The organism is Nitrosomonas sp. JL21 (assembly GCF_009833095.1).
Classification (GTDB): domain Bacteria; phylum Pseudomonadota; class Gammaproteobacteria; order Burkholderiales; family Nitrosomonadaceae; genus Nitrosomonas.
Genome location: NZ_QRCB01000002.1, coordinates 23261 through 47544 on the forward strand (window position 1 = coordinate 23261; position 24284 = coordinate 47544).

Below are 24284 nucleotides of genomic sequence, written 5' to 3' on the forward strand. Positions count from 1 at the left end.
TTCGATACATTTAAATGCTCAAAGATTATTATTGAGTGGACTGAGCCATTTGAATAACCGGCTGAGCACCGGTTTCGGATAACAGCACCGTCATCATGTTAGTCACTAGCACAGCACGTTGATCGGAAGTTAATGACACAATGTTTTTATCTTCAAGATTTTTCAGCGCTCCTTCAACCATACCGACGGCTCCATCCACCAATTTCTGGCGCGCCATCACTACCGCTTCGGCTTGCTGACGGCGTAGCATCGCATTGGCAATTTCCGGAGCATAGGCAAGGTGAGCAATTTTGGCTTCTTCAATGATAATACCTGCAACATCAACATGTTGCTGGATTGATTCACGCAGTAATTCCGCAATAGCATCCAAATCGGTACGCAAGCTTTTTTTTCGTTCTGCGCCAATCATTTCATTTTCATCATACGCATGACTACTGGCGACTTGTCGAACCGCAGATTCACTTTGAATTTGAAGATAATTCAAAGTACTCTCGACATCAAATACTGCCCGAGCGGTATCCTGCACACGCCACGCAATCACAGCGGCAATTTCTATCGGGCTGCCGCGCTCATCATTCACCTTCAGTACCGGTGTATTCCAGTTATTTATCCGCAAAGACACGCGTGTTCTACTATAAAATGGATTGACCCAAAAGAATCCACTCTCGCAAACGGAACCTGCATATTTACCAAAAAAAATCATGACAGCGGCTTGATTTGGTTCAAGTGTAAAAAACCCCTTGAAGCAAAATAACGCCAGCGCCAGGAGAAATCCTCCGCCAATCAGTTTGATGGGGCTGCCAGGTGTCATGATTAAAAAAATTGCGAATAAGAACGCCGGAAGCAGGATCATTAACAACACCCACCCATTGGCGCCGGAGATGATGTGTTCAGTGGTTCCAATTGCGCTGCTGCCTCTTTTTTGGCTCAAGCTCATTCTCCAAGAAATAAAATAAAAATAGATACTTGCATAACATTTATCGACAATGATTTTGATTGAGTCGTCGATTTTTTTAAAAATGTAATGGCTGGCAGTAATACTGTCAAATTGGAATAAACATTGAAAAAGAAGCTTTTTCTAACTTACAATATGCCTAAAGCGCTGTTATCTTCACTTTCTTATAAGCAACGTTATTTTTTTCCTGTCGGAAAGAAGATTCGCACATCAATTCTAACACCCTTGATTATTAACCGTATTCATATGAGCAAGGCATCATTCAATACGTTAAAATATTTAAACTTAAGTCCATTGATACCTGCTTTCGTTTAAACCCAATTCATTCGAGTACTTAATTATGCGTTCCATCGTTATTGGACTTACTGCTTTCTTTTTTACATTTTCGGCTGTGATTCTTTATAAAGCCCTGCAGCTTCCAACTCAGGCATCGACCATCAATGTTCCGATTACTGATTTACCGCTGACTAACGAACCTTCGGCCGACGCTCCCTCATCTCTGCAGAATAATGCACACAATCGAATTTCCGAAACAGAAACGGTCAATAGCCCAGCCCAATCTCAGGTCACTGACAACAGCACACCCGTCATTCCACCAACCGCAATCGCATCGCCACAGGCTGACACAACCCCACCCATCGAAAAGTCCTCCATCCCCGCTCCACCTCCAAAAGCAGCACCCGCCGAACTTCACTCCCGCGTCTTGACCACATTGGATGGCAAAGCATTTCGATCAGGTCAAGATATCCTCCGTGAAGCAGCGGCTTCTAAAATTGAAAAACTCATCAGCGAGATATCGGTATTTCCTAATAGCCACATTCTAATCGAAGGGCATACCGACAGTGTTCCAACCGGCCATCAACGTAGAAATAACATGAATCTATCCGTCCGCAGAGCAAATGCGATTGCCAAAATTTTAATTTCGCGAGGGATTGCTCGAGAACGAATATCCGTTGTCGGCTATGGTGATAGCCGTCCGATCGATACCAACCGAACCGAAGAAGGCAGAGCCAGAAACCGAAGAGTAGAAGTCAAGCTAATGCTAAAAGAAGGGGAACATTAATGCATATGTATACAGAGCACTTTAACCTGAACGCGCTTCCATTCGAGAATGTACCTGATCCCCAATTTTTTTATAATCAGGGCGATCATGCGCGTATTCGCAAGCAGATTTCTGGCTCCTTGCAGAGCGGCCGAGGACTCGTGGTCGTAACCGGCCCCATGGGATCGGGCAAAACGACGCTCAGTCAGATGATCAAAGCCGACTTCCCTGAAACCATTCAATTGATTTGGATGGCCGAGCCCCCGGTGAGCAGCAACGATCTTTATTTGTTTCTTGCTCAGGAACTAGGATTGGAACCTTCCTCATCAGAAAAAACGTTTGTCATGCGGGATATTCGTAACGCACTGCTGAAGATCAACGCGGAAGGAAAAAAATGCCTGGTCATCATCGATGAATCCCACCTAATGTCCGATGACGTCATCAATGGCGTACGCCTGCTGAACAATTTGGAAGAGGGATCCTTGAAGCTCATTCAGCTATTGCTGCTGGGCCAGGAAGAGTTGATGGAAAAGATCAACAAGCCGGCAATGGAACCCTTCAGACAACGGATCGCCGCGCTCGAAACGCTGGGTAAAATGGATGCCGATGCCGTGCGCAGGTATATTTCGCACCGCATCAAAGTTGCCGGCGGCACACCAGATCTGATCGCGGATACCGGTTGGGAAGCGCTGTCAATCGCATTTCATGTCGGAGGAACACCTCGAACCATTAATTCGTTATGCGATCGGGCCTTCAGTGTCGCTTACGAACGTGATAAACACGCAATTGACGCCCATGATATTTATGAAGCCACGCAACGACTTGGACTCAGGACCGATGTTTTTCACTACATCATTTCTTTAAAAAGCAAGGAAAGAAAAAACCAGGAAGCGGATGCAGCATCTGAACAACAAGCTACGGCAGCTCCTGCACCGGCGGCGGAACAACCACATCCCGCAATGACGCCTGAAGAAACACCTCAATTCGAATCACCGTCTCCCGCAGCACCGGCTCACTTCTCTCCTCCACCCGAAACATCAACCCCGTTCAAAGAACAAGAAGCAACCGTCACGCCGATCAGTCAAAAACTGAGGCAACGGGTAAACAGCGTCGTAGATGAAATCCCCGACGACCCCAGAATCCGGGTAAATGTCACAGAATCCTCATATGAAAATATCGCCCGCGTCATTAAGGAAAAATACCAGCAAAGAAATCTGAAACTGCCTCTGACATTTTTGACCCTCTCGATGATAACGTTTATCATCAGTTTGTTCTATTTTTGTCATCGCACTGATTCAGTAGGTTTTATTGGCTGCATGATCGATTTATTCAGTTTCTAGCAGCGCTGCTGCGAATGACGGGGTACTTTTCATCGTGTCCGGGACGGATGAAACAAGGCATTCACCAAACGCTTGAAAAGCGGTGACAGAATCAACAAGACGGCAAATCCGATCGGAAAAGCAATACTCCATGAGTAGAGCCATTCACCGATAAAATTACTGGAAAAACCCAGATTCACCGCCGTTACCGTTGCCGACACACACCCTGTCATCGTTGCCGACATGATCAAGCAATATACGCAATGCACCAAAAAAGTCTGCTTCATTTCAGAGCTATATTCAAATCCAAATCTGTGTTCGTTTCATCTGCTGACTGGCACACGAAAACCCAGTATATCCGGTGTCCCGTCGATCGATTGGATTCCAGTCGGTTCTTATCCATTTCTGCGCTACTGTCTGGCCATACTCTTCAGTTTGCAGGAGCACATGCATCCAGAACCACCTGACATAGCCTTACATCCACAAAAATATCACTAACCTATTCATAGGCTTACAGAATAACTCGCTTGACAGTCACTCGTCGAATCAAGTCTACTATAGCCAGCTATTCTAGTTTAATTTTTTCACCAATGGATCGCATCTCTCTGCGTCTGCTGCAAAGGAATCACTGTGGACTTCATGGCACTCAAAAGTTTTAGTGTTACCGGGATTCTGAGTTATGTGCTTTTTTCTGCCAGTTGGTTGGCTTTTGCCTTTTTCTTGGGCGGCATGATTCCAGATCAGCAACTCTGGTTTGTCTTGCTGATCACGGTATTTTTTGGCTTACCCATCTACCTTGCCGCATTATATGCCGTAACCATCCGGCGAATTTACCTCTCCAGCCAATTCAGAAAGCTGGGCATATTGCATTGGTTGTTCACCCGGCGCATCCTCGCCTATATCGGATGGCTGCTATGGTCAGTGGTATTTTCATTCCTGTTGCTGTTTTATCTGGGTTCGGCTGAAAAACAGGAATGGGTCGTCATATTTTGTGCCATTCCGGTATTTGCAATCAGTCACGCGGTTTTCCTACCAATGGCCAGCCGCGAATACAAGCCGTATATCGCCGTGCATAAATCCTTGACGTGGTCTCGGTGGCTAACATCGCTGATACTGGCCTTGCTTTTCTTGGTGGCTTCCGATCATGCCGACCGCAGCCGGCAATATGCCAGCCTGACAGAAGCGGTGATATCGGAAACCCAGAAATTGAGCGGAACATCCAACAGCATGCTGATCCATGAAGTCAATCGATTATTGGGGCTTGCGGAAGGATTGAAGCGCTATGCGCTGGGAAATTTGCATACACTGAACGACAGCCTTTATCTGGGCATCCTTTTTCTGGGTAGCGCGGTGTTTTTCTACAACATATCCTTGGGTATTTCCAGTTTCATGATTCCCGTTGCGGAATACCGCCGGGTTTTTGCACCCATCCAGGATAGCGATCACCCCCCTCCCACCTCACCGTGGGCCTGGGCAGTGACTTCTGCCTTCGCGACATTCTTCATATTTTTTGTGTATGTGCCGTCGACGGTCTATATGGATGCCTGGTTGCGGGCCAATCCGGAAACAATCAGGCAAATTCAGCAATCGCAACAACTCGTGGTCGAGACCGTCGAAATGATCGGCGAACACTACTATAAGCCTGGAACCACCGAACAAATCGAACAGGCCTATTTGGATAGCATCCGCCAATTGGAATCATCGTTGGAGAAATTACGTCAAACAAGTTCCGCTGGATTCCAACACATGACAGAGAACGTGGACGACTATCTCGACTGGTATTACAGTCTACCCGGCGAATATGAACGCATCGTAGCGCTGGCGACCGGTATGCTGGAACATTGGATGACCGAGAAATTGCAGCATTATTTGATGAAAGGAAATGTCTTTGGCCCGGTGCAACAATCGATAGAGGAAATATTGCGCAACAACCAACAATTACGCACTGAACATCTGCGCAAGGTCGAACAAATTCTGACCGACAACCAGATCGTGCCGAACGAGGATACTCACCTGGACATCATCCGGCATGCCTCTTTGAATGCGCTCAGAGAACCACCGGTACATAGCGTCATCATCAATCTTGAACACCGCATGCTGATCTCGGGCGGAATCGGTACAGCCGGCGCGATTACGGGTGCCATTGCCGGCAAGATCACCGCAAAAGTAGCCGGCAAAGGAATCATCAAGCTTGGCGCACAAGCATTGATTAAAATCACGGCAGGTAAAGCGGTGAGTGCCTTGGGCGGAGCCGCCGCGGGTGCTGCCACGGGGATGGCGCTGGGTTCGGTCATTCCTGGGATCGGTACTGCAATCGGTGCGGCCATTGGCGGTATCCTTGGCGGGATCACCATCGGCTTGACCGTGGAAAAGCTACTGCTGATGCTTGAGGAAGCTTTTTCCCGGGAAGAGTTCAAACGTCAAATTCTGCAGGCTATCGACGAAGAGCGTAGCGAATTTGAGAAATTATTAAATAACCACCCAGTATCGGATACACTATCCGGCACTATGCCTGTGGAAATACCGGAAGCATCGGAAGCACACTAAAGTTAGTCAATCAATCGGTTTCGGCTATTTCTCATGCATCAACGCTGCACAGGTTTTTGCACGAATTGCTGATTATTACTCTTCAACCGGGCCGGCTGAGCAAGATATCCGTTAAGTCAGCACATAACAAGAAAGAATTGGAACCAATATGGATCACAACATTGTCTTGATCACCACGATTGCCGCAGGTTTCGGCCTGGCATTGATTTTTGGCTTTATCGCTGAACGGCTGAAAACCCCCGCGCTGGTGGGTTATCTACTCGCCGGAATCGCCATCAGCCCAACCACACCCGGATTTGTGGCCGATATCGGGATTGCTTCTCAGCTATCTGAAATCGGCGTCATGTTATTGATGTTTGGCGTCGGTCTACATTTTTCGTTGGATGATCTGCTTGCAGTCAAGCGTATCGCCCTGCCCGGCGCGATAGTCCAAATGGCGGTGGCAACTGCCCTGGGCATGGCCCTGGCCACATGGTGGGGCTGGGATCTCGGTGCGGGACTGGTGCTGGGCTTATCATTATCCTGCGCCAGTACGGTCGTGCTACTGAAGGCGCTGGAATCACGCGGATTCCTGGAAAGCATGAATGGCCAGATCGCCGTGGGCTGGTTGATCGTAGAGGATCTGGTCACTGTACTCATCCTGGTTCTATTGCCCTCGTTTGCCACCATGCTGGGTAGCACGAATGGAAATACTCCTGCGGAGGAACCACTGTGGTATACGATTGGAATTACGCTGATGCTGGTTTCGGCATTCATCGCGCTGATGCTGATTGTAGGCCGCCGGGTATTGCCATGGTTATTATGGCAGGTTGCCCGAACGGGTTCGCGGGAGCTGTTCACATTGGCCGTGGTAGCGGTGGCCATTTGTATCGCTTACGGCGCCGCGGCTTTGTTCAACGTGTCATTTGCGCTGGGTGCATTCTTTGCAGGCATGGTGATGCGCGAATCGAAATTCAGTCGCCGGGCTGCCGAGGAATCTCTGCCATTGCGCGATGCATTTGCGGTGCTATTCTTCGTTTCAGTCGGCATGCTATTCGATCCGGCGGTGCTCGTCGATGAGCCTTTACGAGTCCTGGGCGTGGTTGCCATCATCGTCGTCGGTAAATCCCTGGCCGCAATGCTGCTGGTGTTCCTGCTGGGCTATCCGCTCAATACGGTACTGATCGTTGCCGCCAGCTTGGGACAAATCGGCGAGTTTTCGTTCATTCTTGCCGGTTTGGGATTGTCGCTCGGCTTAATGCCGGCGGAAGGCATGAGCCTGGTTCTGGCTGGTGCTTTGATCTCGATCGCATTCAATCCGATCGCCTTTGCCGCCATCTTACCGTTCAAGAACTGGATGCTGAAACATTCTGCGCTGGCGCGTAAATATGAAAATCGCGACGATCCTTTCGCCGAGCTGCCGATGAGCACCGAACGCAAATTCCTCGAAGGCCAGGTCGTGCTGGTCGGCTACGGCCATGTGGGTCAGCAGATCGCCAAGGCTTTGGCCGAGCGGGATATTCCCTATATCATTGCCGAGCAGAATCGTGAACTCGTCCAGAATCTTCGCAAACAAGGCATCAATGCGGTGTCAGGCGACGCGACTGAACCTTCGGTGCTGATACAGGCGCATATCACCGATGCCGACATGCTGGTCATCGCTACCGGAGATCCATTGAACCTCCGGCAGATGATCGACACCGCCCGCACACTCAATCCGGACATCGAAATCGTATTGCGTACCCGCAGCGAAGATGAAACCAAATTGTTGCGGAAGGACAGCATGGGAACGGTTTTCTTTGGCGAGGAAGAACTCGCCAAAAGCATGACGCATCACATTCTCGACCGATTCAATGCAAAATCGGGATTACAAGCTGACTTAGCGCTTTGACGCACGATGATTTACACGACTCAATCATTTGATAAGGAATTGACACTATGACAGGACAACAATATGTGGGCATCGATCAAGATAAGAATGAGGGATTGACGCATCTCGGACGCATCGTGCGGGACGCGTGGGTGTTCGGTATTCTGCCGGAAACAGAAACTTGCTCGGGCTGGAGCGGTGCAGAAATGCAAGTACTCTACGAAAAGGTACACAATGCCTGGGAACCCTATGCGCATCTGCCGAGCCGCTTACCTGACGACTTGCGCGAGCGGCATAGCCGTTTATATTCACAGGCTATCGAAGAAGCCAAGAAAAAAGGCTGGGACACCGATTTGACGGATGAAGATTAGAGAAAATTTGGAGGAAACCGCTGCACTCGACCCGGTTCGTTTCGATCGTGTCGAGATCAGATTCAAAAGGCTCGAAGGGCATTCTAAGCCATGCCGCTGAATCCGATCCCGCCTATCTGCGCGCCGATCACGATCTTTTCAGAATTTCAATGCATGCTCAGCTTTTGGTTTTCGCAGGAAAATTGATGATCCGGGCTGGGCCATCCAGCTTGGTCTTGCTGACCAATGTCTGTAACGCAACTGGAAATTCTCTCTGCAATCGTGACATGACTTCAGCCATATCATCACGATAGGCAACGGCTTCATACGCAACGGGTTGATCCAACGCATCGCGGGCCTGGGGCTTGAAATTCTGCCAGGAAATATCGATCCAGCATTTACGCTCTCCATCGATAAATACAAATTCTTCACTATCCAGAATCGCCATGTACTGCATATTGCGAATAGGAACGAACAAATGGCGGGTTGGGCAGCGGGCTAACAGCGTAACGGCCAGATTGTATGTGGTTGCAGGTAAATGGCGCGACTCCCGGTTAATTTCAGGATCTCGATAACAAGTAATTTCCATGGTTCCCCCCATCAGCATCGTTTAGAATTTCACACCATTTTATTTGACCAAACGTCTTTGATATGTGTGCTACCTTACCGTCGTTATCCGAAGAACTCAAGTCCGTTAACATATTTCCTTCGATCAATTCGAATAAACCACATCAATTAGCTGCTCGTTCATGATGCCATTCCATCTTCTCTGATTCGTCGCATGCGCCCTACTCGACTCGAAAAACCTGCCCCCGTCCGCAATGGCCTGAAAACGATGGCGACGCTGTTGCCCTATCTGTGGGAATTCAAGATCAGAGTCATTCTGGCGCTCAGTTTGCTGATCCTCGCTAAGTTGGCCAATGTCTCCGTACCGTTGGTGCTGAAGGAAATCGTCGACGCGCTGGATCAACCTCGCGCCGCCCTGACATTACCGGTGTTTTTACTGATCAGCTATGGCGTGCTACGTCTCTGCAGCACGTTGTTCGGAGAATTACGCGATGCCGTTTTCGCAAAAGTGACTCAGCGTGCCATACGCCGGGTGGCAAATACGGTATTTACCCACTTGCATTCATTGTCGCTGCGTTTTCATCTGGAACGGCAGACGGGCGGCGTCTCGCGCGACATCGAACGCGGGACGCGCGGCATTTCATTCCTGCTGAACTTCATGCTGTTCAATATCCTGCCGACACTGCTGGAAATCGGTTTAGTGCTCGCCATCTTGATCAACCAGTATGATCCATGGTTTTCGGTGATCATTCTGTTGACATTGCTGGCGTATATCGCACTCACGCTGATCGTCACGGAATGGCGCATGATCTTTCGTCGCACGATGAACAACATGGACTCAAAAGCCAACACGCAAGCAATCGACAGCCTCTTGAATTACGAAACCGTCAAATATTTCAGCAACGAAGCTTGGGAAGCGCAGCGCTACGATACCCATTTGCAATCCTGGGAAAAAGCGGCCGTGCGCAACCAAACGTCGCTTGCCACCCTGAATGCCGGACAGAGCGCCATCATTGCCGTTGGCGTCACCTTGCTGATGCTGCTGGCTGCCGACAAGGTCATTGCCGGCAGCATGTCGCTGGGCGACCTGGTGCTGATCAATGCATTCATGCTGCAACTGTACATGCCATTGCACTTTCTTGGATTTGTTTATCGGGAAATCAAGCATTCGCTGGCCGATATGGAGCGCATGTTCACGCTATTGGACGAACATCGGGAAATCCAGGATATACCCGACGCGCGGATACTGGACGCCCGCAATGCCACGATTCGGTTCAGTCACGTCAATTTCGGTTATGAATCCAATCGGCAGATATTGTTTGACGTCAGCTTCGATATTCCCGCCGGGCAAAATATCGCAGTCGTCGGTCATAGCGGCTCCGGCAAATCAACCCTGGCTCGGCTGCTGTTCCGTTTTTACGATGTGCAATCCGGAAAAATCCTGATCAATGATCAGGATATCCGCGACGTCACCCAACACAGCCTGCGCGCTGCGATCGGTATCGTGCCGCAAGATACCGTATTATTTAACGATACTATTTACTACAATATCGCCTACGGGCGGCCGGAGGCAACGCCGGAAGAAGTTCATGCAGCAGCAGAATCTGCGCATATTCATGATTTCATACAAAGTCTGCCGGAACAGTATGAGACGATCGTCGGCGAGCGTGGCCTGAAATTGTCCGGCGGTGAAAAACAGCGCGTGGCGATCGCTCGTACCATTCTGAAAAATCCGGATATCTTAATCTTTGACGAGGCGACATCAGCATTGGATTCCAAATCCGAAAAACGCATACAAACCGAACTCAGGCGCATCGCCTTGAACCGCACAACGCTGACGATTGCTCATCGCTTATCCACGATTGCCGATGCCGATCAGATCCTGGTCATGGAAAACGGCCGCATCATAGAACGCGGCAATCATTCACAATTGCTGGCAGCGCATGGTGTGTATACGCAGATGTGGGAACTGCAGCAGCAGGAAGAAATCAATAGACATCATCATCTCGCAATTCCTCCCTCAGCATGATAGCTGACACATGAAAAACTGGCTGCAGCATCTGCTCCCGTTCAAAACGGCGGAATCGCAGCGTCTGGCGCTCTTGTTCGTGGTCGTGTACTTTGCCCAAGGCATGTCCGCCCTACCCGTTCAAGTCATCACGATCAGTTTTAAAGACCAGGGTTTGAATGCCGACGATATCGCCACATTTTTCCTGTTGACGTCGATCCCATGGTTTCTCAAGCCTCTGTATGGACTGATCTCGGATTTTCTACCGCTGTTTGGCCAGCATCGTAAAAGTTATTTGTTGCTGACTTCCGCTTTGGCCTGCGTGGCTGGCGTCGTCGCAGGATTATCGGCGCAGTTTTCATACTGGGAACTGGCTGTGCTGTATACCACGATGGGTTTGGGCCTGGCGTATAACGACGTATTGACAGATGCATTGATGGTCGAAAATGGCAAATTGAATGGCCTGACCGGCGCTTTTCAGTCGGTGCAGTGGAGTGCCGTGACCGCAGCCGCCATCGTCGTGGGGTTACTGGGCGGATATTTTGCTGAGCACCGTCAGTTGCAAGTCGCTTTTGCGGCTTCAGCGCTGTTTCCGTTGATCGTGCTCTTCATGGCGGTCTTCTTCGTCTATGAAAAACCTGTTGAGTCCAAACAAGGCAATGTTTCCGAAGTATGGAGCGCTCTGCGCGCCGGCTTTGGAGAGCGCTCGGTTTGGCTGGTGGCTGCATTCATTTTCTTATTCAATTTCAGCCCCTCCTTTGGCCCGGCTTTCTTGTTTTATCAAACCGATGAATTGGGTTTCAGCCAGCAATACATCGGCATTCTGAATGCCGTCGATTCGGCCGCCAGCATTATCGGCGCGCTGATTTATGTGCCGCTTTCGCGATCCATGCCGCTGCGGCGTCTGATCAATCTGGCGATAGGATTGTCGGTCATTATGCTGCTCACCTACTTGGCATATCGCGGAGAAATTTCCGCACTCGTGATTCATATCATCTGGGGTATTACCGGCATGGTGACGACGCTCGCATTTCTGGATCTAGCTGCCCGGGCCTGCCCGCCCCGCGCCGAAGCCACCTTCTTTGCCCTGCTGATGGCAATTTTCAACTTGGGAACACTGGCATCGCAGAATATCGGCGCGCATTTATATACCGAACTCGGTGAAGGTTCCTTTGCCTATACCTGGTTGGTCATCATTTCCACCATCGCCACCGCCGCGATCTGGTTTCTGGTACCCTTGATTCATATCGAGCGGATCGAATCGCGTGCATTGCAGCAGTATCGAACTAACTGACATACCCATCGATCAAAATAAATATCGTGACAGGTTTTTCGCAATATCACGCGCGGGGGAATGCGATGACCACATACCGGCATTTTTTTTCGCCACTTTCATTCCTGCTTTTATTAGCATGTACCGGACTTCCTCCGGCGGTCGAGCATGCGCCCGCCGTGCAACTCGATTACGATCAGGTAACTCGCGACATCAGTCAATACCAAGGTATGCCGGTGCGCTGGGGCGGTGTCATCATCGATGTGGAAAATGATGAAGATTCTAGTCTGATACAAGTGGTTTTCCATCCGCTTGATTTCAGCGGCCGCCCTCAATTACGCAAAACCGGTCAAGGCCGTTTCGTGATCAAGAGCGCAGAATTTCTGGATCCTGCGGTGTATGCGAAGGATAAGGAAATCACCGTCGCTGGCGTCCTCAGTGAAAAAATTGAACGCACCGTCGGCAAACGGCTTATTCATGTGCCGTTAGTAATGGCCAACGCCCTCTATCTGTGGCCCACCGATTACTATGACTCCCGGCAATATGGGCCTTATCCTTATTACGGCTATCCAGGCTATGCCCCGATTTATCGCGGTGGATTTTACGGGCCTTACTTCCGGTGGTAAAACGGAAAATCATCTATGAGCACCCTGACGAATAACCCTCGCCCGATAAAATTCTTCAGATGTCTTACAAAGTAATGAGCATTCGAGAGTAAAATATCCTCACCAGCCTTGTCGCACGGGACACGGCACGGCACACCATTCAACCCGATCAATTGAGGATTACGCCATGTATGTCACTATCGTCCATGCCACCGTGAAACCGGAAAAAATCGACGCTTTCAAGGAAGCGTGCCGGGTAAATCATGAAAATTCCATTCGCGAGCCTGGCAATATTCGATTTGATATTCTGCAAGCAGCCGATGATCCGGCAAAATTCGTATTCTACGAAGCCTATAAAACCCCGCAAGACGCCGCCGCGCATAAACAAACAGTTCACTATCTGGCATGGCGCGATACCGTCGCTGACTGGATGGCCGAACCCCGTCACGGTGTCGTTCATCACGGTGTATATCCGAACAGCTGATGATTTCTGGTTTCTCCATTGCGCGCCTGCCGCGCATCGAATTCGGCACCGGCGCTTTCAAAACGATTCCGGACATCATCGCTCGCTTCGGTTCGCGCATTTTATTGGTTACCGGTGCGCACTCACTCAGTCAAACTCATCATTGGCCATTTCTTCTCGATCAATTGGCACAGCGATCGATGTATTGGCAGCACTGCACCATTGCCGAAGAACCCTCGCCCGTTCTGATCGATCAACTCGTCCAAACGCATGCGGATCAAATGTTTGATGTCGTTGTGGGCATCGGAGGAGGAAGCGCGCTGGATGCTGCCAAGGCCATCGCCGGTCTGTTGAAGGTGCAGCGTTCGGTCATGGACTACCTGGAAGGCGTCGGCCCGGAACTGCCGTACGAAGGCCCGGCCGTACCCTTTATCGCCGTGCCGACGACCGCAGGCACGGGAAGCGAGGCTACCAAAAATGCAGTGCTCAGCACGCAGGGAGAACACGGCTTCAAAAAATCGTTCCGGCATGACAAGCTGGTCGCCGAATATGCCATTGTCGACCCGGATTTGCTCACCAGTTGCCCGCCGCACGTCATCGCCGCCAACGGCATGGATGCATTGACACAACTGCTGGAATCGTATGTTTCCTTAAAATCCAATGCCTTCACCGATGCACTCGCGATCAGCGGGCTGCAAGCCGTGCGGCACGCATTGATTCCGCTCTACCGGCAAACCGGGACGCTGGATGAACATCGCAAAAACATGGCGTACGCGGCATTGCTGTCGGGAATAACGCTGGCGCAGGTCGGATTGGGGTCGGTGCATGGCCTGGCTTCACCCTTGGGTGCATTTTATCCGATTCCCCATGGCGTGGTATGCGGAACGCTGGTCGCGTCGGCAACGCAAGTCAATATCCATAGCATGCTGGCGCGGCAACCGGACAATCTGGCATTGGCAAAATATGCGCAGGTTGCTGAAGTGTTATGTCAGCAATCATTCTCAACGTCCGCCGCTGCTTTTGCAGCATTGACCGATCTATTGACGCAATGGACGGATGAGCTTGCCCTGCCGCGTTTATCGAATTATGGCCTCAACGAGGCCGGACTGGATCACGTCATCGCCCATTGCCGCGGCAGCAGCATGAAGACCAATCCCATCGTTCTGACCGATGAAGAACTCAAACATATTCTGCTTGAGCGATTGTAATACCGAAGCACCGCCACGCACCCCATCCGTGCGTGGCAGTCGTTTTCTCAATTGCGGATGCAGGTTCCATAGGTCGACGGACAATCCGTCTGCAGCTCGACCCTCGAGTCGCCGTTGTTCTTCAGCATCTGCAATTTAGCGAAAGCTTCCTTGTAATGCTCGGGCTTATCGCGCGACCAGAACAAGTGCGTGGCCATCAATCGTTCCCGGCCGAAATCCAGCAATTCATCGATACTCGGCTGGCGCGACGCCACTCGTTCATCCATGGACGTGTTCAGATAATTGCTCGGCATCACCGATGGCGTCAGCGCCACTGAACCCGACAGTCTGGGGTAATAACTGTAGGCACCGTCCTGCTGATTGGGAATATTGATCGCATTCAACCCGGGATCGTCGATCAGGATATCCGGACCTCCCAGCGCAGTGCCGCTGAGCTGCAATCCAGCAATGAAACCAGCCAGACGGTTGCGCGGAAAATTGGTGAATTGCACAGTGATGGTATTGGGAAATGCTTTAGTCATTGCTTCTTGAATATACAGATGAGCGGCGTAATAGCGGTCGATATCGGCGGCACTGACATCGTTGGCATTCAGCGGTATACCCATCGATGTCTCACCCAGACCAATCCCCTCGAAATGACTGTGGGCGTTATATCGATTACCCAACGCCTGCATCAATTTGACGAAGCGGTTGCGCACGGCGTCATTCCATAACCGGATGCCGTTGCCGAAATGCTGCCCTTTCGCGGTTTTTTTGTAGGGAAATATCCCGCCTTCGTAAGTGTCCGAATAACCCGAGCAGCTACTGGTCGTCAAATAACACGGCACGAGCTTGGTGCTGGTATCGAATGTCCTGGTTTCTATGATGATGAACAAGCGTTTTTGCCGTGATCCCATCGTGGACAGGCGCTCCAGATGTTCATCGATTTCCTTGAAATTATAAACGCCCTTAGCCGTCTCAAGCTCGGGCCACTTGAACCGTATTTGAATACCGGCTAAAGCAGAATTGCTTTCCAGCTCCTGATAGATAGTATTGGAAGCAGAGGTATACGCGCTTTTTTTAGCACCGTACATTGCGCTATAGTAATGCCCAGGATGCCATTTCACCTGGGCGTACGCAGCAGCGCCTTGCCAGCCCGTCACCCAGATCAGGCACAGCAAAGCCAAATTGATATTACGGAAGAAGAGGATTGTTGATAAATTCCTCAGGGTAGATTTCATTTCGCAGTCTCCTTTGTGAATGCACCTGATCATTCAGGATCAGGTTGGGGAAAGGATGGGGGAGCGAATTGTCTACCCTATCGGTTTTTTTTCATCGGTTGAGCATCCCTTGAAAAAACCGTTTTCACAGTCATTTGATTTCCAGTAAAGATGCTACTCTTCAGCGCCGCGTTTTCTTACTTCAGCCCTTTCTGGGTTTTGACGCCGCTACGAATCAGCCCATGATCTCGATCAGAAAATCCGCAATCGTGCGGTAAGCCCGGTCTGCCGCCACTTCGTGATAGACCGTTCCAAAACTCGGATTGTTGGCCTTCGGATTGGTAAAGGCATGCATCGTGCCGCCATAGACGTGCACTTGCCAATCCACGCCGGCCTGCGTCATTTCGGTCTCAAACGCGAGCACCTGTTCCGGCGGCACCATCGGATCATCGTGACCATGCAGGCAAAGCACTTTGGCAGTGATTCTCTCATTGGCAATTTTTCCCGGTGCAAAAATGCCATGTACGCTGATGACACCACGAACATCTGCGCCTGAGCGCGCCAATTCCAGTACGCACATGCCCCCGAAACAATAACCCATCGCCGCGATTCGGGTAGCATCGACATTCGGCAATTGCCGCACAGCCTGCAGCGCAGCATTGATCCTACGGCGCAGCAAGGCGCGATCCGCAGCCAACGGACTCATCAGCGCGCCATTTTTCTCGGCATCGCCATCCGCTCCTACGATGCCTTTACCATACATATCCAGCGCAAACCCTGCATAACCGATGTCGGCAATCCGCTCAGCCGCCTTGCACGCAAATTCGCGTCGCCCGCTCCAGTCATGCGCCACCAGCACTACCGGTCTGGGTTGCGTCGATTCATGATAAGCGAGATAACCTTCCAGTAAGGTACTTCCATCTTGATAATCGATCGTTGTTGTAATCATATTGCCACCTCAATGTAAAAGTAGTGATAATCACGGTGTTCGTCGTAGTGTAAACACCCATAACAATTGACCAGAGGACTCGATCATGACACCAAAGATATTGAAACCACTTGCACTTGTCATTGCAACGCTCGGCGCAATCTCCAGTCAAGTATTCGCTCAGGATTTTCCGTCGCAAAAAGTTCTGCCGCTGGAATTATCGACCCAGGCGGCGATGGCGGCAATCAAAAAATGCCACGATGATGGATTTAAAGTCAGCGTCGCGATCGTCGACCAATCCGGTTTGGTAAAAGTGCAACTGAAGGCCGATGGCGCCGGGCCGCATACATTGGACAGCAGCCGCCGCAAAGCCTATACCGCCAACAGCTTGCGCGATTCGACACATAAATATGCCGTGTTGATTGCCCAGAAACCCGAATTGCACAGCTTGTCCCGCCTGAATGACAACATCCTGTTATTGGGCGGCGGCTTTCCGATCAAAATCGGTGGCGAAGTAGTCGGCGGTATCGGTGTCGGCGGTGCACCGGGCATTGAATTTGACGAAGTCTGCGCGAGCGCGGCGCTGAAAGTACTCAAAGCCGACGATACCTATGAGAAAAAATGACGCCGCGTCATTTCCGCTCGATCATAGCCGTATACTCAATGAACAATTCCTCCAGGAACAAACGCGCATTTAACGGATGATGCGCCAGTTGCCGGCGGGAATTCAAAGTCCGGCTGTAAACCAGGCACGCATGCAGATCCATACGTGCGCTCACAGCTTTGATGGCGATCAAATGATTTAAAAAATAGCGGATCTTTCCGGTGCTGCGGTAGCTGATCAGGTCGTAGCACCATTGTTGCAGCCAGGTAACGGTCAAGGCCAGGTCGGCTTGCGGCATGGCCGCGGCAATAGCGACCGGATCCAATCGCTTGGTAGTGCTGATCAGTTGAATGAATTGCGCATAATAACCGGCTTGTTGCGCTTCGTTGAACAACAACGCGGACAACGGTGAAAAACTTGCCCCCGCAAGGTTGGCTTCGGGATCGGGCACATTGTGTTGAGTTAACCAGGCCACGGACGTGGCCACGTCGGGTATCGGCATCGCGATAGTCTGGCAGCGGCTGCGGATGGTCGGTAACAGATGCTGCGCCTGGTGCGCCACCAGCAGGAACACGACATGCTCGGGCGGTTCTTCAAGCTTTTTCAGCAACGCATTGGCTGCCGCTGGGTTCATTGCTTCCGCCGGATAGATCAGCACGATCTTGTGACCTTCCTGATGGCCGCTCAGGTAAACGAAATCGTTCAGTTTGCGGATCTGATCGATGCCAATCTGCTGGCTGGCACTTTTTTTAGGGCCAGTTTCAGCATTTTTTTCTATTTGATCGTCTTTTTGACCCGCTTCAGCAGCCTCCACCGCCAGCGCTTCCGGCAACACCGCATAAAAATTCGGATGACTGCCCTGCTCAAACCAACCGCAACTATGGCATTGGCCGCAAGCTCTGCGGTCTTTACGGTCTGCCGTAGGTGCTGCGCACAACAAGGATTTGGCCAGACAGCGCGCGAAATGATATTTGCCGATGCCTTTTTTTCCACTCAGCAATAGGGCATGGCCGGGCAATTCCGTGCGCTTGGTCAGTTTTTGCCAAAGATCGCGCTGCCAGATAAAAATGTCATCCATCGGAAATGAGCGCTCGTATCGTTCGTTCAACCGCCATTTTGACGTCTGCCAACGGTTGGCTGCTATCAATGATCTTGATGCGCTCGGGAAATTGCCGTGCTCTGTCCAAATAAGCCGCCCGCACACGCCGGAAGAACTCGGCCTGCTCGTTTTCAAAACGATCCTTGTCCCTGTCCTGATTGACACGCAACTGACCCACTTCCACAGGCACATCGAAATACATGGTCAAATGGGGTTGCAATGTTCCCAATGTCCATTGCTCCAGGGCTTCTAGTTTATGCATATCCAATCCCCGGCCGCCGCCCTGATACGCAAAACTGGCGTCGGTGAAACGATCCGATACTACCCACTGGCCTTGCGCCAGGCTCGGTTGAATGACCTGATCGACATGCTCGCGCCGCGCGGCAAACATCAGCAACGCTTCGGTTTCAGCGTGCATGGCCATCGATTTGTCCAGCAATAATGCGCGCAATTGCTCGCCCAACGGTGTTCCGCCCGGTTCGCGCGTGACAATCACCGGACAACCTGCCTCTTGCAGAAGCTCGACGATCCACGCAAGCTGGGTCGATTTTCCGGCGCCATCGATACCTTCCAACGTAATGAACTTGCCTTGCTCCATAGGTGATGTCCGGTTTTCAAATAAAGTCGAGATAGGCTACCATGAATGAATCTTCTGTTTTTAGTTACTTTTTTATGCCCATCGACGCCAACGGCCTGCTTGACACCGCTCAGTTCATTTTTTCTCCGAATCATGACGAGCGGCCGGAGGGCTCGGCCATCAGTTTATTGGTCATACACAGCATCAGCTTGCCACCCGATGAATTCGGCGGCAATGGCGTCATTGAACTATTCACCAATCAAATCGATCCCGATGCGCATCCGTATTATCAAAACTTACGTGATTTGAGAGTCTCGGCGCATTTTTTCATCCGCCGTGATGGCGCAGTCATCCAATTCGTGCCTTGCCTCAAACGGGCCTGGCATGCAGGCGCCTCATGCTGGCAAGGAAAGGAACGCTGCAATGATTTCTCGATCGGTATCGAACTGGAAGGCTCCGACGACACACCGTTTACCGATGCGCAATATTCCGCCTTGCTCTCTCTGACGCGATGTATATGCGATCACTACCCGATTGAACATATCGCCGGCCACGCGGATATCGCTCCTGGCCGCAAAACCGATCCGGGGTCCTGCTTCGATTGGGACAGATACGGCAGCGGTTTGCCACGCAACTTGATCAGGCGATCAACCAGTAACACACCGACGTAATGACGGCAGCACCGATAAAGTTCAGCGTCAGCCCTTCGCGCACCATGCTGCCGATCGGCACCACACCGGTGCCGAACACGATCGCATTCGGCGCCGTACCCACCGGCATCATGAAACCATAACTGGCGGCCATCGCGGCCGGCAGCATCAGCAACGCCGGATCGATACCCGCCGCTGCCGCCGCGGGTGCAAAAATCGGCATCAACAAAACGGTGATTGCCGTATTACTCGTTACTTCGGTAAGAAAAGTAACCGATAGCGCAACGAATGCAATGATGATCAGCGGATGCAAACCGGAAAGAATCGCCAAATGTTCACCGATCGCTTTCGACAACCCGGTCTCGAGAAACGCCTGCGCAATCGCAATGCCGCCCGCGAACAGGATCAGGATGCCCCACGGCACCTTGACGGCGGTATTCCAATCCAGCAATTGGCCACCGCGTCCATTGGGAATCAGAAACATCGCGACTACGGCAATCAACGCCACAGTTGCATCGCTCGCTCCTTTCAAATCAAACCAAGTACTCCAGCCGCCGAACGGTTCATTGCGCGTGATCCACATCAGTACGGTCAACCCGAAAATCAGCAACATGCGCCGCTCTTCCGCACGCCACGGCCCTGCTGGCGGCATCGTCAATTCACCCTTGAAATGCAAATGCCGGGTCAACCACAAACCGGCCAGCGGCGTCATCAACAGTACCACCGGCACGCCCCAACCCATCCACTGGGTAAAGCTGACGGTGATCCCGGTAAAACCCTCGTATTCGCGCATGAACACCAAATTCGGCGGCGTGCCGATCGGCGAACCCAATCCGCCAATACTGCTGCCGTAAGCGATCGCCAATAACAGCGGGATGGCCAATTTTTTGTCACTGCTTTGATCGACCACTGCCAGCGCCAGCGGCAGCATCATCAACGTCGTTGCGGTATTGGAAATCCACATGCTGATGAATGCACAAGCACATAAAAACCCCAATACGATGCGCCGGCTGCTATGCCCGCCGACGATGCGAATCAATCCGAGCGCCAAGCGGTGATGCGCGCCAGAATGCGCCAGCGCCGCTGAAAGCATGAATCCACCGAGCATCAGCAAGATCATATCATCACCGTATGCTCTTGCGATGTCTTCCTTCGTTAACACCCCTGCCAACGGAAACACCGCCAGTGGAATGATCGATGTCACCGGAATCGGAATCGGCTCAAAAATCCACCAAACGACGCATAAGGTAACAATTGCGCCGACCCAGCATGCTTGGATGTCCCAGCCGGAGGCGTTCATGCTGATGGCAATAATAAAGGCTAATAAAGGTCCAAAGATTAGTGACCAGGAAATTTTAAGCATTGTGTAAGATTTCAATTTGATGTTTCGGTCATTGCATGACCGTTATGTTAAAACATGACCCTGGCTTCTCACCAGTCATTGATGCCAATAATTTATTTTCTGTATAAATTGGGATACAATCTTGCCGATGAATACGATTCAAACCACAGAAGTTTTCGATAAATGGTTCGATGAATTGAGGGATCGAACAGCAAAAGCGCGGATTCAGGCGCGAATCGACCGGGCGGAAGATGGCAATTTTGGCGATTGCAGCCCGATTGGCGAAGGTGTATCCGAAATGCGCATTCATGTTGGCGCTGGATATCGCGTGTATTACAAACAAGTTGGCATGGAAATATTTTTGCTGCTGGCCGGTGGAAACAAATCGACACAGCAGCGGGATATAGAAACAGCGCTTGAGTTGGCGCGCAAAATTAAGGAATAACCCATGGATAAAATCAAATTGCGACGCTGGGACAGCGCCGAACACCTCAAAACTGAGGAAGATATAGTACTTTACCTCGACGCCTGCCTGGAAGAAGCTGGCGATGATGCCGCTTTTATCGCCAAAGCGCTTGGAAACATAGCCCGTGCGCGCGGCATGACTCAGCTTGCGCACGATACCGGACTTGGCAGAGAAAGTCTTTACAAAGCTTTGTCCGGAGACGGCAACCCTAGCTTCTCCACGATCCTGAAAGTCATTAAGGCGCTCGGATTGAAGCTGCATGTCGAAACAGCCGGGCACTGAGTTTGTGTCACTCCAACCGCGCTCATCTTCATGAATAAGTGATATCAGAACGCAATCCCTTGCCGTGCATACAAAAATAACTTGATCCAGGTTATTTCTGTATGCACAATTATGTAGGTGAAAATCACATTCGATCCCGACAAAGATGCTATCAATATCGCCAAACATGGCGTATCGATGGCGCTGGCTTCTGAGCTTGACTGGGAATCTGCTCAATTTATGGCAGGATACGCGCATGGAATACGGTGAAGTACGCATCATCGCCCTTGCGCTCATCAAAACACGCTTATTTTATGTGGTATTCACCGACCTCGGCGACTATCGTCGCGTTATTAGCCTGCGTAAGGCAAATGCTAGAGAGGTTAAACGCTATGTATCTCAAGACTAAATCAGGCAAAAAAGTGTATCTACCAACACCGGAAGAAGATGCCGCCATCACCGCAGCCGCGTTGTCCGATCCGGATGCTTTACCCCTAACCGATGCCGAGTTTGCGAAATTGAAGCGCGTAGGCCGCCCGCGCGCCGCGGTAACCAAAGAACGAATCACCATCCGCTTATCACGTGAAGTGGTCGAATCGTTCCGCGCTACCGGCAGCGGCTGGCAAACGCGCATGGATGAAGCACTCATGGAGTGGATACGGGAGCATCGTTCATGACCGTCAGATGGAACGAAAAGTTGTTCATCTTCATGAATGAGTGATGTCAAGATCTGGTACCTTGGTTTCTTTTGGTTTGTTATTAAGTTGATATGTTGACAAGAATTCTGAGAAATCGCGTATTGATAATAGCTGCTGTTGCTTTCATTGAAATGGTATTTCTTCTCTGTTTCTACGAAGAAATTATTAATTTTATTGATGACAAGAATTTGACTAATATTTCATGGCTCAGTGCGCCCGTTACAATGGTGATTGCTGCGCCCATTGCTTATTTTATTTGGATATTTCGCAATGCTGATAAACGACGAGACCAAGAACACGTTGAAGAAAATATTCGACAATCAGATTTTCACCAATTGGAACAATGGGCAACCGGCGATAGCGAGAAGGTATCTCTACAAACGGCAGCAATTTATCAATTGTTGCCATATGTGAAGGGTGAATATGGCGAGCGATTTATTCGTCCAGCAATGGAAATCTATCGTAGCGTTCTTTCTTCTTGGAGATTAACTTCTGAAGAGGCAGACATATCATTTAAATCGATTCGTGCATCTATTGATCAAGGCGAAAGAATACAAATTCCAACTGCTATAAGTGCTATACACGATATTTTTATTCAAGAATTGAATTTTTTTAAATCTCTTCATCACATAAAAATATCCACTCATAAAAATTGGATTCCACTGAGACGAATGAGTCTAAAATGCATTCCATACGAAAACGGCACTAATTTTTCAGGAATAAATTTGCTTGAAGCTGATCTGAGCTTTTCTATTTGTTTAGCAGCAAATTTTGAAGATGCAAACTTGAAGATTACAAATTTTGATTGCTCCGTTTTCTATAACGCGAATTTTCGATTTGCGGTTCTTGAGTCAACCAATTTTAGAGGTGCTGAATTATCCAATTCTGATTTTAGAAATGCTAATTTTAAGCTTACAAAATTTAATTTAACTCAACTAAATCAATCTGATTTTCGGGATACAAATCTTGGGCGAGTTCTTTTTTATAAAACAAATCTTAAAGATGTAGACTTCACTGGAGCTACATTCAAAAACGTTGTTATCTGCACCGAAAATCCTTTTTCTGAAAATTACTCTGTAAACGAACGCATATTTAATGCTTATTTTGAAGAAGCAATTCTGGAAGGTGCAAATTTTCAGAATGCATTTTTTGAAAAAGCTGTATTTTTCGAACCTCTTAATTTCGATCAATCAAAGATGGATTGGGTAGTGTCTAACCAAATCAGTAAACAATCTTAGCTTATACCAGCTTCTCAAGGTGCAGAACCCTAGGCTCCTCACCAGAGGTGTCAAGAACCCAAGGCATCAGGTCTTGACATCACTCACAATCAGCTCATCAATCACGCACCACCCGATAATTAGCCACCAACCGGCACTCCCCACCCGCCGCAACTTCGACGACATCATTCGCAGCATTGGTGGTTTCTACGCATAGCAAACGCTTGTAATCGCCGTCTTCCAAATCAGCCATATCCTTGGCGATTTTCTCCCACGGGTTCCATACCACGGCGGTTTTGCTGTTTTTCGAGGTAATCTGGATGCGTCGGTTGAGGGCTGCGTCGTCGATGGTCAGGGTATTGCCGACGTTCAGATAAATGCGGTCGACTTCGGCGCCGATGGTGACGTCACCCGTCTGGTGTTTTTGCGCATTACCGCCACCGGCTTTGTCGAGGTAATCGCAACCGGCCAGTCCTAGCACTTTTGCGCGGGTAATGTCGCCAACTTTGAAATAGGTGTGAAAGGCCTGGGTGATGGTGAATTTTTCTTTGCCAGTGTTGCGGGTAATCAGCGACAGGTTCAGGGTATCGCCGATGACGATTTCCTGGCGCAGACTGAAGGCATGCGGCCAGATGGCTTGGGTTTCCGGCGTATCGTCCAAACCGACGGTGACTTTGATGTCGCCATTGGCCAGCGCTTCGGTCGCCACCAGATTCCAGCCCCGGTTGCGCACGAAACCGTGTCCGGGACGACCCTTGCCTTCCGGATCAGCACCAAACCATGGCCAGCACACCGGTGCGCCGCCTTTGATCGCCTTGCCGTCCTGGTAATACGCTTTTTCACTCAGAAACAGCACATCTTCCGCTTCACCGGCGGGTTGGTACGACAGCACCTGACCGGCATGGATCGAGATCAGCGCCTTGGCTTTGGCGGTTTCGATCTGAATCATCGGTAATCCACCTTTACCGGCGATCAATTTCAGTTGATCTGCGATACCAAAATTGGCGTTCAATTGTTCAATAGTCATCATTTTTCCTTTATTCCTGATTGATAAGAG

General features: G+C 50.2%; 26 protein-coding genes. 17 read left to right on the forward strand and 9 right to left on the reverse strand.

Annotation, left to right across the window (positions count from 1 at the left end):
• Nucleotides 1-28 precede the first annotated feature (28 nt).
• Nucleotides 29-931 carry an SPFH domain-containing protein gene (locus tag ABF87_RS01665; RefSeq protein WP_205012645.1) on the reverse strand — a complete coding sequence of 301 codons (903 nt, stop codon included), beginning with the start codon at nt 929-931 and terminating at the stop codon, nt 29-31.
• Between the two features lie 364 nt (nt 932-1295).
• Here ABF87_RS01665 and ABF87_RS01670 point away from each other — a divergent pair, with 364 nt between their 5' ends.
• Both ABF87_RS01670 and ABF87_RS01675 read left to right on the forward strand, forming a co-directional pair.
• Complete coding sequence (locus tag ABF87_RS01670; protein WP_160827403.1) at nt 1296-2018, forward strand: OmpA family protein; 723 nt, start codon at nt 1296-1298, stop codon at nt 2016-2018.
• The gene (locus ABF87_RS01675; RefSeq protein ID WP_160827404.1) at nt 2018-3337 is read left to right on the forward strand and encodes an AAA family ATPase; all 1320 of its coding nucleotides are present in this window, start codon (nt 2018-2020) and stop codon (nt 3335-3337) included. The genes ABF87_RS01670 and ABF87_RS01675 overlap by 1 nt, the downstream gene beginning before the upstream one ends.
• Nucleotides 3338-3366: 29 nt before the next feature.
• On the opposite strand, the gene ABF87_RS01680 is transcribed toward ABF87_RS01675, so the two are convergent.
• A complete protein-coding gene (locus ABF87_RS01680) occupies nt 3367-3603 on the reverse strand; it encodes a DUF2798 domain-containing protein (protein WP_160827405.1) in 237 nt (78 codons plus the stop codon).
• A 352-nt stretch (nt 3604-3955) separates the two neighbouring features.
• On the opposite strand from ABF87_RS01680, the gene ABF87_RS01685 reads away from it, so the two are divergent.
• From ABF87_RS01685 to ABF87_RS01695, 3 genes are all read left to right on the forward strand, one after another.
• A complete protein-coding gene (locus ABF87_RS01685) occupies nt 3956-5863 on the forward strand; it encodes a DUF3510 domain-containing protein (protein WP_240143471.1) in 1908 nt (635 codons plus the stop codon).
• A gap of 148 nt (nt 5864-6011) precedes the next feature.
• A complete protein-coding gene (ybaL, locus tag ABF87_RS01690) occupies nt 6012-7733 on the forward strand; it encodes a YbaL family putative K(+) efflux transporter (protein ID WP_160827406.1) in 1722 nt (573 codons plus the stop codon).
• A 47-nt stretch (nt 7734-7780) separates the two neighbouring features.
• Entirely contained in the window at nt 7781-8083 is a 303-nt protein-coding gene (locus ABF87_RS01695; RefSeq protein WP_160827407.1) for a hypothetical protein, read from the forward strand.
• A gap of 157 nt (nt 8084-8240) precedes the next feature.
• Here the strand turns inward: ABF87_RS01695 and ABF87_RS01700 are convergent, their stop codons facing one another.
• The gene (locus tag ABF87_RS01700) at nt 8241-8651 is read right to left on the reverse strand and encodes a hypothetical protein (RefSeq protein ID WP_160827408.1); all 411 of its coding nucleotides are present in this window, start codon (nt 8649-8651) and stop codon (nt 8241-8243) included.
• A gap of 192 nt (nt 8652-8843) precedes the next feature.
• Between ABF87_RS01700 and ABF87_RS01705 the strand changes: the two genes are divergently transcribed.
• The 5 genes from ABF87_RS01705 (at nt 8844) to ABF87_RS01725 (ending at nt 14186) form a co-directional block, all read left to right on the forward strand.
• Nucleotides 8844-10658 (forward strand): ABC transporter ATP-binding protein/permease, encoded by a 1815-nt coding sequence (locus ABF87_RS01705; RefSeq protein WP_160827409.1) that lies wholly within the window; start codon nt 8844-8846, stop codon nt 10656-10658.
• A 10-nt stretch (nt 10659-10668) separates the two neighbouring features.
• Nucleotides 10669-11931 carry a folate/biopterin family MFS transporter gene (locus tag ABF87_RS01710; protein ID WP_160827410.1) on the forward strand — a complete coding sequence of 421 codons (1263 nt, stop codon included), beginning with the start codon at nt 10669-10671 and terminating at the stop codon, nt 11929-11931.
• A gap of 65 nt (nt 11932-11996) precedes the next feature.
• A complete protein-coding gene (locus tag ABF87_RS01715) occupies nt 11997-12536 on the forward strand; it encodes a Slp family lipoprotein (RefSeq protein WP_160827411.1) in 540 nt (179 codons plus the stop codon).
• Between the two features lie 166 nt (nt 12537-12702).
• Nucleotides 12703-12999, forward strand: a complete 297-nt coding sequence (locus ABF87_RS01720; RefSeq protein ID WP_160827412.1) for an antibiotic biosynthesis monooxygenase — start codon at nt 12703-12705, stop codon at nt 12997-12999.
• 2 nt (nt 13000-13001) lie between these two features.
• Complete coding sequence (locus tag ABF87_RS01725; protein WP_160827441.1) at nt 13002-14186, forward strand: iron-containing alcohol dehydrogenase; 1185 nt, start codon at nt 13002-13004, stop codon at nt 14184-14186.
• Between the two features lie 47 nt (nt 14187-14233).
• On the opposite strand, the gene ABF87_RS01730 is transcribed toward ABF87_RS01725, so the two are convergent.
• Nucleotides 14234-15406, reverse strand: coding sequence for a glycoside hydrolase (locus ABF87_RS01730; protein WP_160827413.1), 1173 nt, complete (start codon nt 15404-15406; stop codon nt 14234-14236).
• A 214-nt stretch (nt 15407-15620) separates the two neighbouring features.
• Nucleotides 15621-16334 carry a dienelactone hydrolase family protein gene (locus ABF87_RS01735; RefSeq protein ID WP_160827414.1) on the reverse strand — a complete coding sequence of 238 codons (714 nt, stop codon included), beginning with the start codon at nt 16332-16334 and terminating at the stop codon, nt 15621-15623.
• Between the two features lie 85 nt (nt 16335-16419).
• On the opposite strand from ABF87_RS01735, the gene ABF87_RS01740 reads away from it, so the two are divergent.
• Nucleotides 16420-16938 carry a heme-binding protein gene (locus tag ABF87_RS01740; RefSeq protein ID WP_160827415.1) on the forward strand — a complete coding sequence of 173 codons (519 nt, stop codon included), beginning with the start codon at nt 16420-16422 and terminating at the stop codon, nt 16936-16938.
• A gap of 7 nt (nt 16939-16945) precedes the next feature.
• On the opposite strand, the gene holB is transcribed toward ABF87_RS01740, so the two are convergent.
• Both holB and tmk read right to left on the reverse strand, forming a co-directional pair.
• The gene (gene holB, locus ABF87_RS01745) at nt 16946-17995 is read right to left on the reverse strand and encodes a DNA polymerase III subunit delta' (RefSeq protein ID WP_160827416.1); all 1050 of its coding nucleotides are present in this window, start codon (nt 17993-17995) and stop codon (nt 16946-16948) included.
• Entirely contained in the window at nt 17988-18614 is a 627-nt protein-coding gene (gene tmk, locus ABF87_RS01750; protein WP_160827417.1) for a dTMP kinase, read from the reverse strand. Before tmk ends, holB begins: the two co-directional genes overlap by 8 nt.
• A gap of 74 nt (nt 18615-18688) precedes the next feature.
• Here tmk and ampD point away from each other — a divergent pair, with 74 nt between their 5' ends.
• Nucleotides 18689-19264, forward strand: a complete 576-nt coding sequence (gene ampD, locus ABF87_RS01755; protein WP_160827442.1) for a 1,6-anhydro-N-acetylmuramyl-L-alanine amidase AmpD — start codon at nt 18689-18691, stop codon at nt 19262-19264.
• Here the strand turns inward: ampD and ABF87_RS01760 are convergent.
• On the reverse strand, nt 19233-20606 hold the full coding sequence (locus ABF87_RS01760; protein ID WP_160827418.1) for an SLC13 family permease: 1374 nt from the start codon (nt 20604-20606) through the stop codon (nt 19233-19235). The two genes, ampD and ABF87_RS01760, sit on opposite strands and share 32 nt — an antisense overlap.
• Before the next feature lie 127 nt (nt 20607-20733).
• On the opposite strand from ABF87_RS01760, the gene ABF87_RS01765 reads away from it, so the two are divergent.
• The 5 genes from ABF87_RS01765 (at nt 20734) to ABF87_RS01785 (ending at nt 23248) form a co-directional block, all read left to right on the forward strand.
• On the forward strand, nt 20734-21030 hold the full coding sequence (locus ABF87_RS01765) for a type II toxin-antitoxin system RelE/ParE family toxin (protein ID WP_160827419.1): 297 nt from the start codon (nt 20734-20736) through the stop codon (nt 21028-21030).
• Between the two features lie 3 nt (nt 21031-21033).
• Entirely contained in the window at nt 21034-21333 is a 300-nt protein-coding gene (locus tag ABF87_RS01770) for an addiction module antidote protein (protein ID WP_160827420.1), read from the forward strand.
• A 145-nt stretch (nt 21334-21478) separates the two neighbouring features.
• Nucleotides 21479-21721 (forward strand): BrnT family toxin, encoded by a 243-nt coding sequence (locus ABF87_RS01775; RefSeq protein ID WP_240143472.1) that lies wholly within the window; start codon nt 21479-21481, stop codon nt 21719-21721.
• A 13-nt stretch (nt 21722-21734) separates the two neighbouring features.
• A complete protein-coding gene (locus ABF87_RS01780) occupies nt 21735-21989 on the forward strand; it encodes a BrnA antitoxin family protein (RefSeq protein ID WP_345789862.1) in 255 nt (84 codons plus the stop codon).
• 122 nt (nt 21990-22111) lie between these two features.
• Nucleotides 22112-23248: a pentapeptide repeat-containing protein gene (locus ABF87_RS01785; RefSeq protein ID WP_205012646.1), complete on the forward strand. Its 1137-nt coding sequence runs from the start codon at nt 22112-22114 to the stop codon at nt 23246-23248.
• A gap of 97 nt (nt 23249-23345) precedes the next feature.
• Here ABF87_RS01785 and ABF87_RS01790 read toward each other — a convergent pair whose 3' ends face one another.
• Entirely contained in the window at nt 23346-24257 is a 912-nt protein-coding gene (locus ABF87_RS01790) for a D-hexose-6-phosphate mutarotase (protein ID WP_240143473.1), read from the reverse strand.
• Nucleotides 24258-24284 lie beyond the last annotated feature (27 nt).

Excerpts from the sequence above, each read along its gene's own strand:
- ABF87_RS01670 (WP_160827403.1), top strand. The coding sequence starts at position 1,296 with ATGCGTTCCATCGTTATTGGACTTACTGCTTTCTTTTTTACATTTTCG.
- ABF87_RS01675 (WP_160827404.1), top strand. The coding sequence starts at position 2,018 with ATGCATATGTATACAGAGCACTTTAACCTGAACGCGCTTCCATTCGAG.
- ABF87_RS01680 (WP_160827405.1), bottom strand. The coding sequence starts at position 3,603 with ATGAAGCAGACTTTTTTGGTGCATTGCGTATATTGCTTGATCATGTCG.
- ABF87_RS01685 (WP_240143471.1), top strand. The coding sequence starts at position 3,956 with ATGGCACTCAAAAGTTTTAGTGTTACCGGGATTCTGAGTTATGTGCTT.
- ybaL (WP_160827406.1), top strand. The coding sequence starts at position 6,012 with ATGGATCACAACATTGTCTTGATCACCACGATTGCCGCAGGTTTCGGC.
- ABF87_RS01695 (WP_160827407.1), top strand. The coding sequence starts at position 7,781 with ATGACAGGACAACAATATGTGGGCATCGATCAAGATAAGAATGAGGGA.
- ABF87_RS01700 (WP_160827408.1), bottom strand. The coding sequence starts at position 8,651 with ATGGAAATTACTTGTTATCGAGATCCTGAAATTAACCGGGAGTCGCGC.
- ABF87_RS01705 (WP_160827409.1), top strand. The coding sequence starts at position 8,844 with ATGCGCCCTACTCGACTCGAAAAACCTGCCCCCGTCCGCAATGGCCTG.
- ABF87_RS01710 (WP_160827410.1), top strand. The coding sequence starts at position 10,669 with ATGAAAAACTGGCTGCAGCATCTGCTCCCGTTCAAAACGGCGGAATCG.
- ABF87_RS01715 (WP_160827411.1), top strand. The coding sequence starts at position 11,997 with ATGACCACATACCGGCATTTTTTTTCGCCACTTTCATTCCTGCTTTTA.
- ABF87_RS01720 (WP_160827412.1), top strand. The coding sequence starts at position 12,703 with ATGTATGTCACTATCGTCCATGCCACCGTGAAACCGGAAAAAATCGAC.
- ABF87_RS01730 (WP_160827413.1), bottom strand. The coding sequence starts at position 15,406 with ATGAAATCTACCCTGAGGAATTTATCAACAATCCTCTTCTTCCGTAAT.
- ABF87_RS01735 (WP_160827414.1), bottom strand. The coding sequence starts at position 16,334 with ATGATTACAACAACGATCGATTATCAAGATGGAAGTACCTTACTGGAA.
- ABF87_RS01740 (WP_160827415.1), top strand. The coding sequence starts at position 16,420 with ATGACACCAAAGATATTGAAACCACTTGCACTTGTCATTGCAACGCTC.
- holB (WP_160827416.1), bottom strand. The coding sequence starts at position 17,995 with ATGGATGACATTTTTATCTGGCAGCGCGATCTTTGGCAAAAACTGACC.
- tmk (WP_160827417.1), bottom strand. The coding sequence starts at position 18,614 with ATGGAGCAAGGCAAGTTCATTACGTTGGAAGGTATCGATGGCGCCGGA.
- ampD (WP_160827442.1), top strand. The coding sequence starts at position 18,689 with ATGCCCATCGACGCCAACGGCCTGCTTGACACCGCTCAGTTCATTTTT.
- ABF87_RS01760 (WP_160827418.1), bottom strand. The coding sequence starts at position 20,606 with ATGCTTAAAATTTCCTGGTCACTAATCTTTGGACCTTTATTAGCCTTT.
- ABF87_RS01765 (WP_160827419.1), top strand. The coding sequence starts at position 20,734 with ATGAATACGATTCAAACCACAGAAGTTTTCGATAAATGGTTCGATGAA.
- ABF87_RS01770 (WP_160827420.1), top strand. The coding sequence starts at position 21,034 with ATGGATAAAATCAAATTGCGACGCTGGGACAGCGCCGAACACCTCAAA.
- ABF87_RS01775 (WP_240143472.1), top strand. The coding sequence starts at position 21,479 with ATGCTATCAATATCGCCAAACATGGCGTATCGATGGCGCTGGCTTCTG.
- ABF87_RS01790 (WP_240143473.1), bottom strand. The coding sequence starts at position 24,257 with ATGATGACTATTGAACAATTGAACGCCAATTTTGGTATCGCAGATCAA.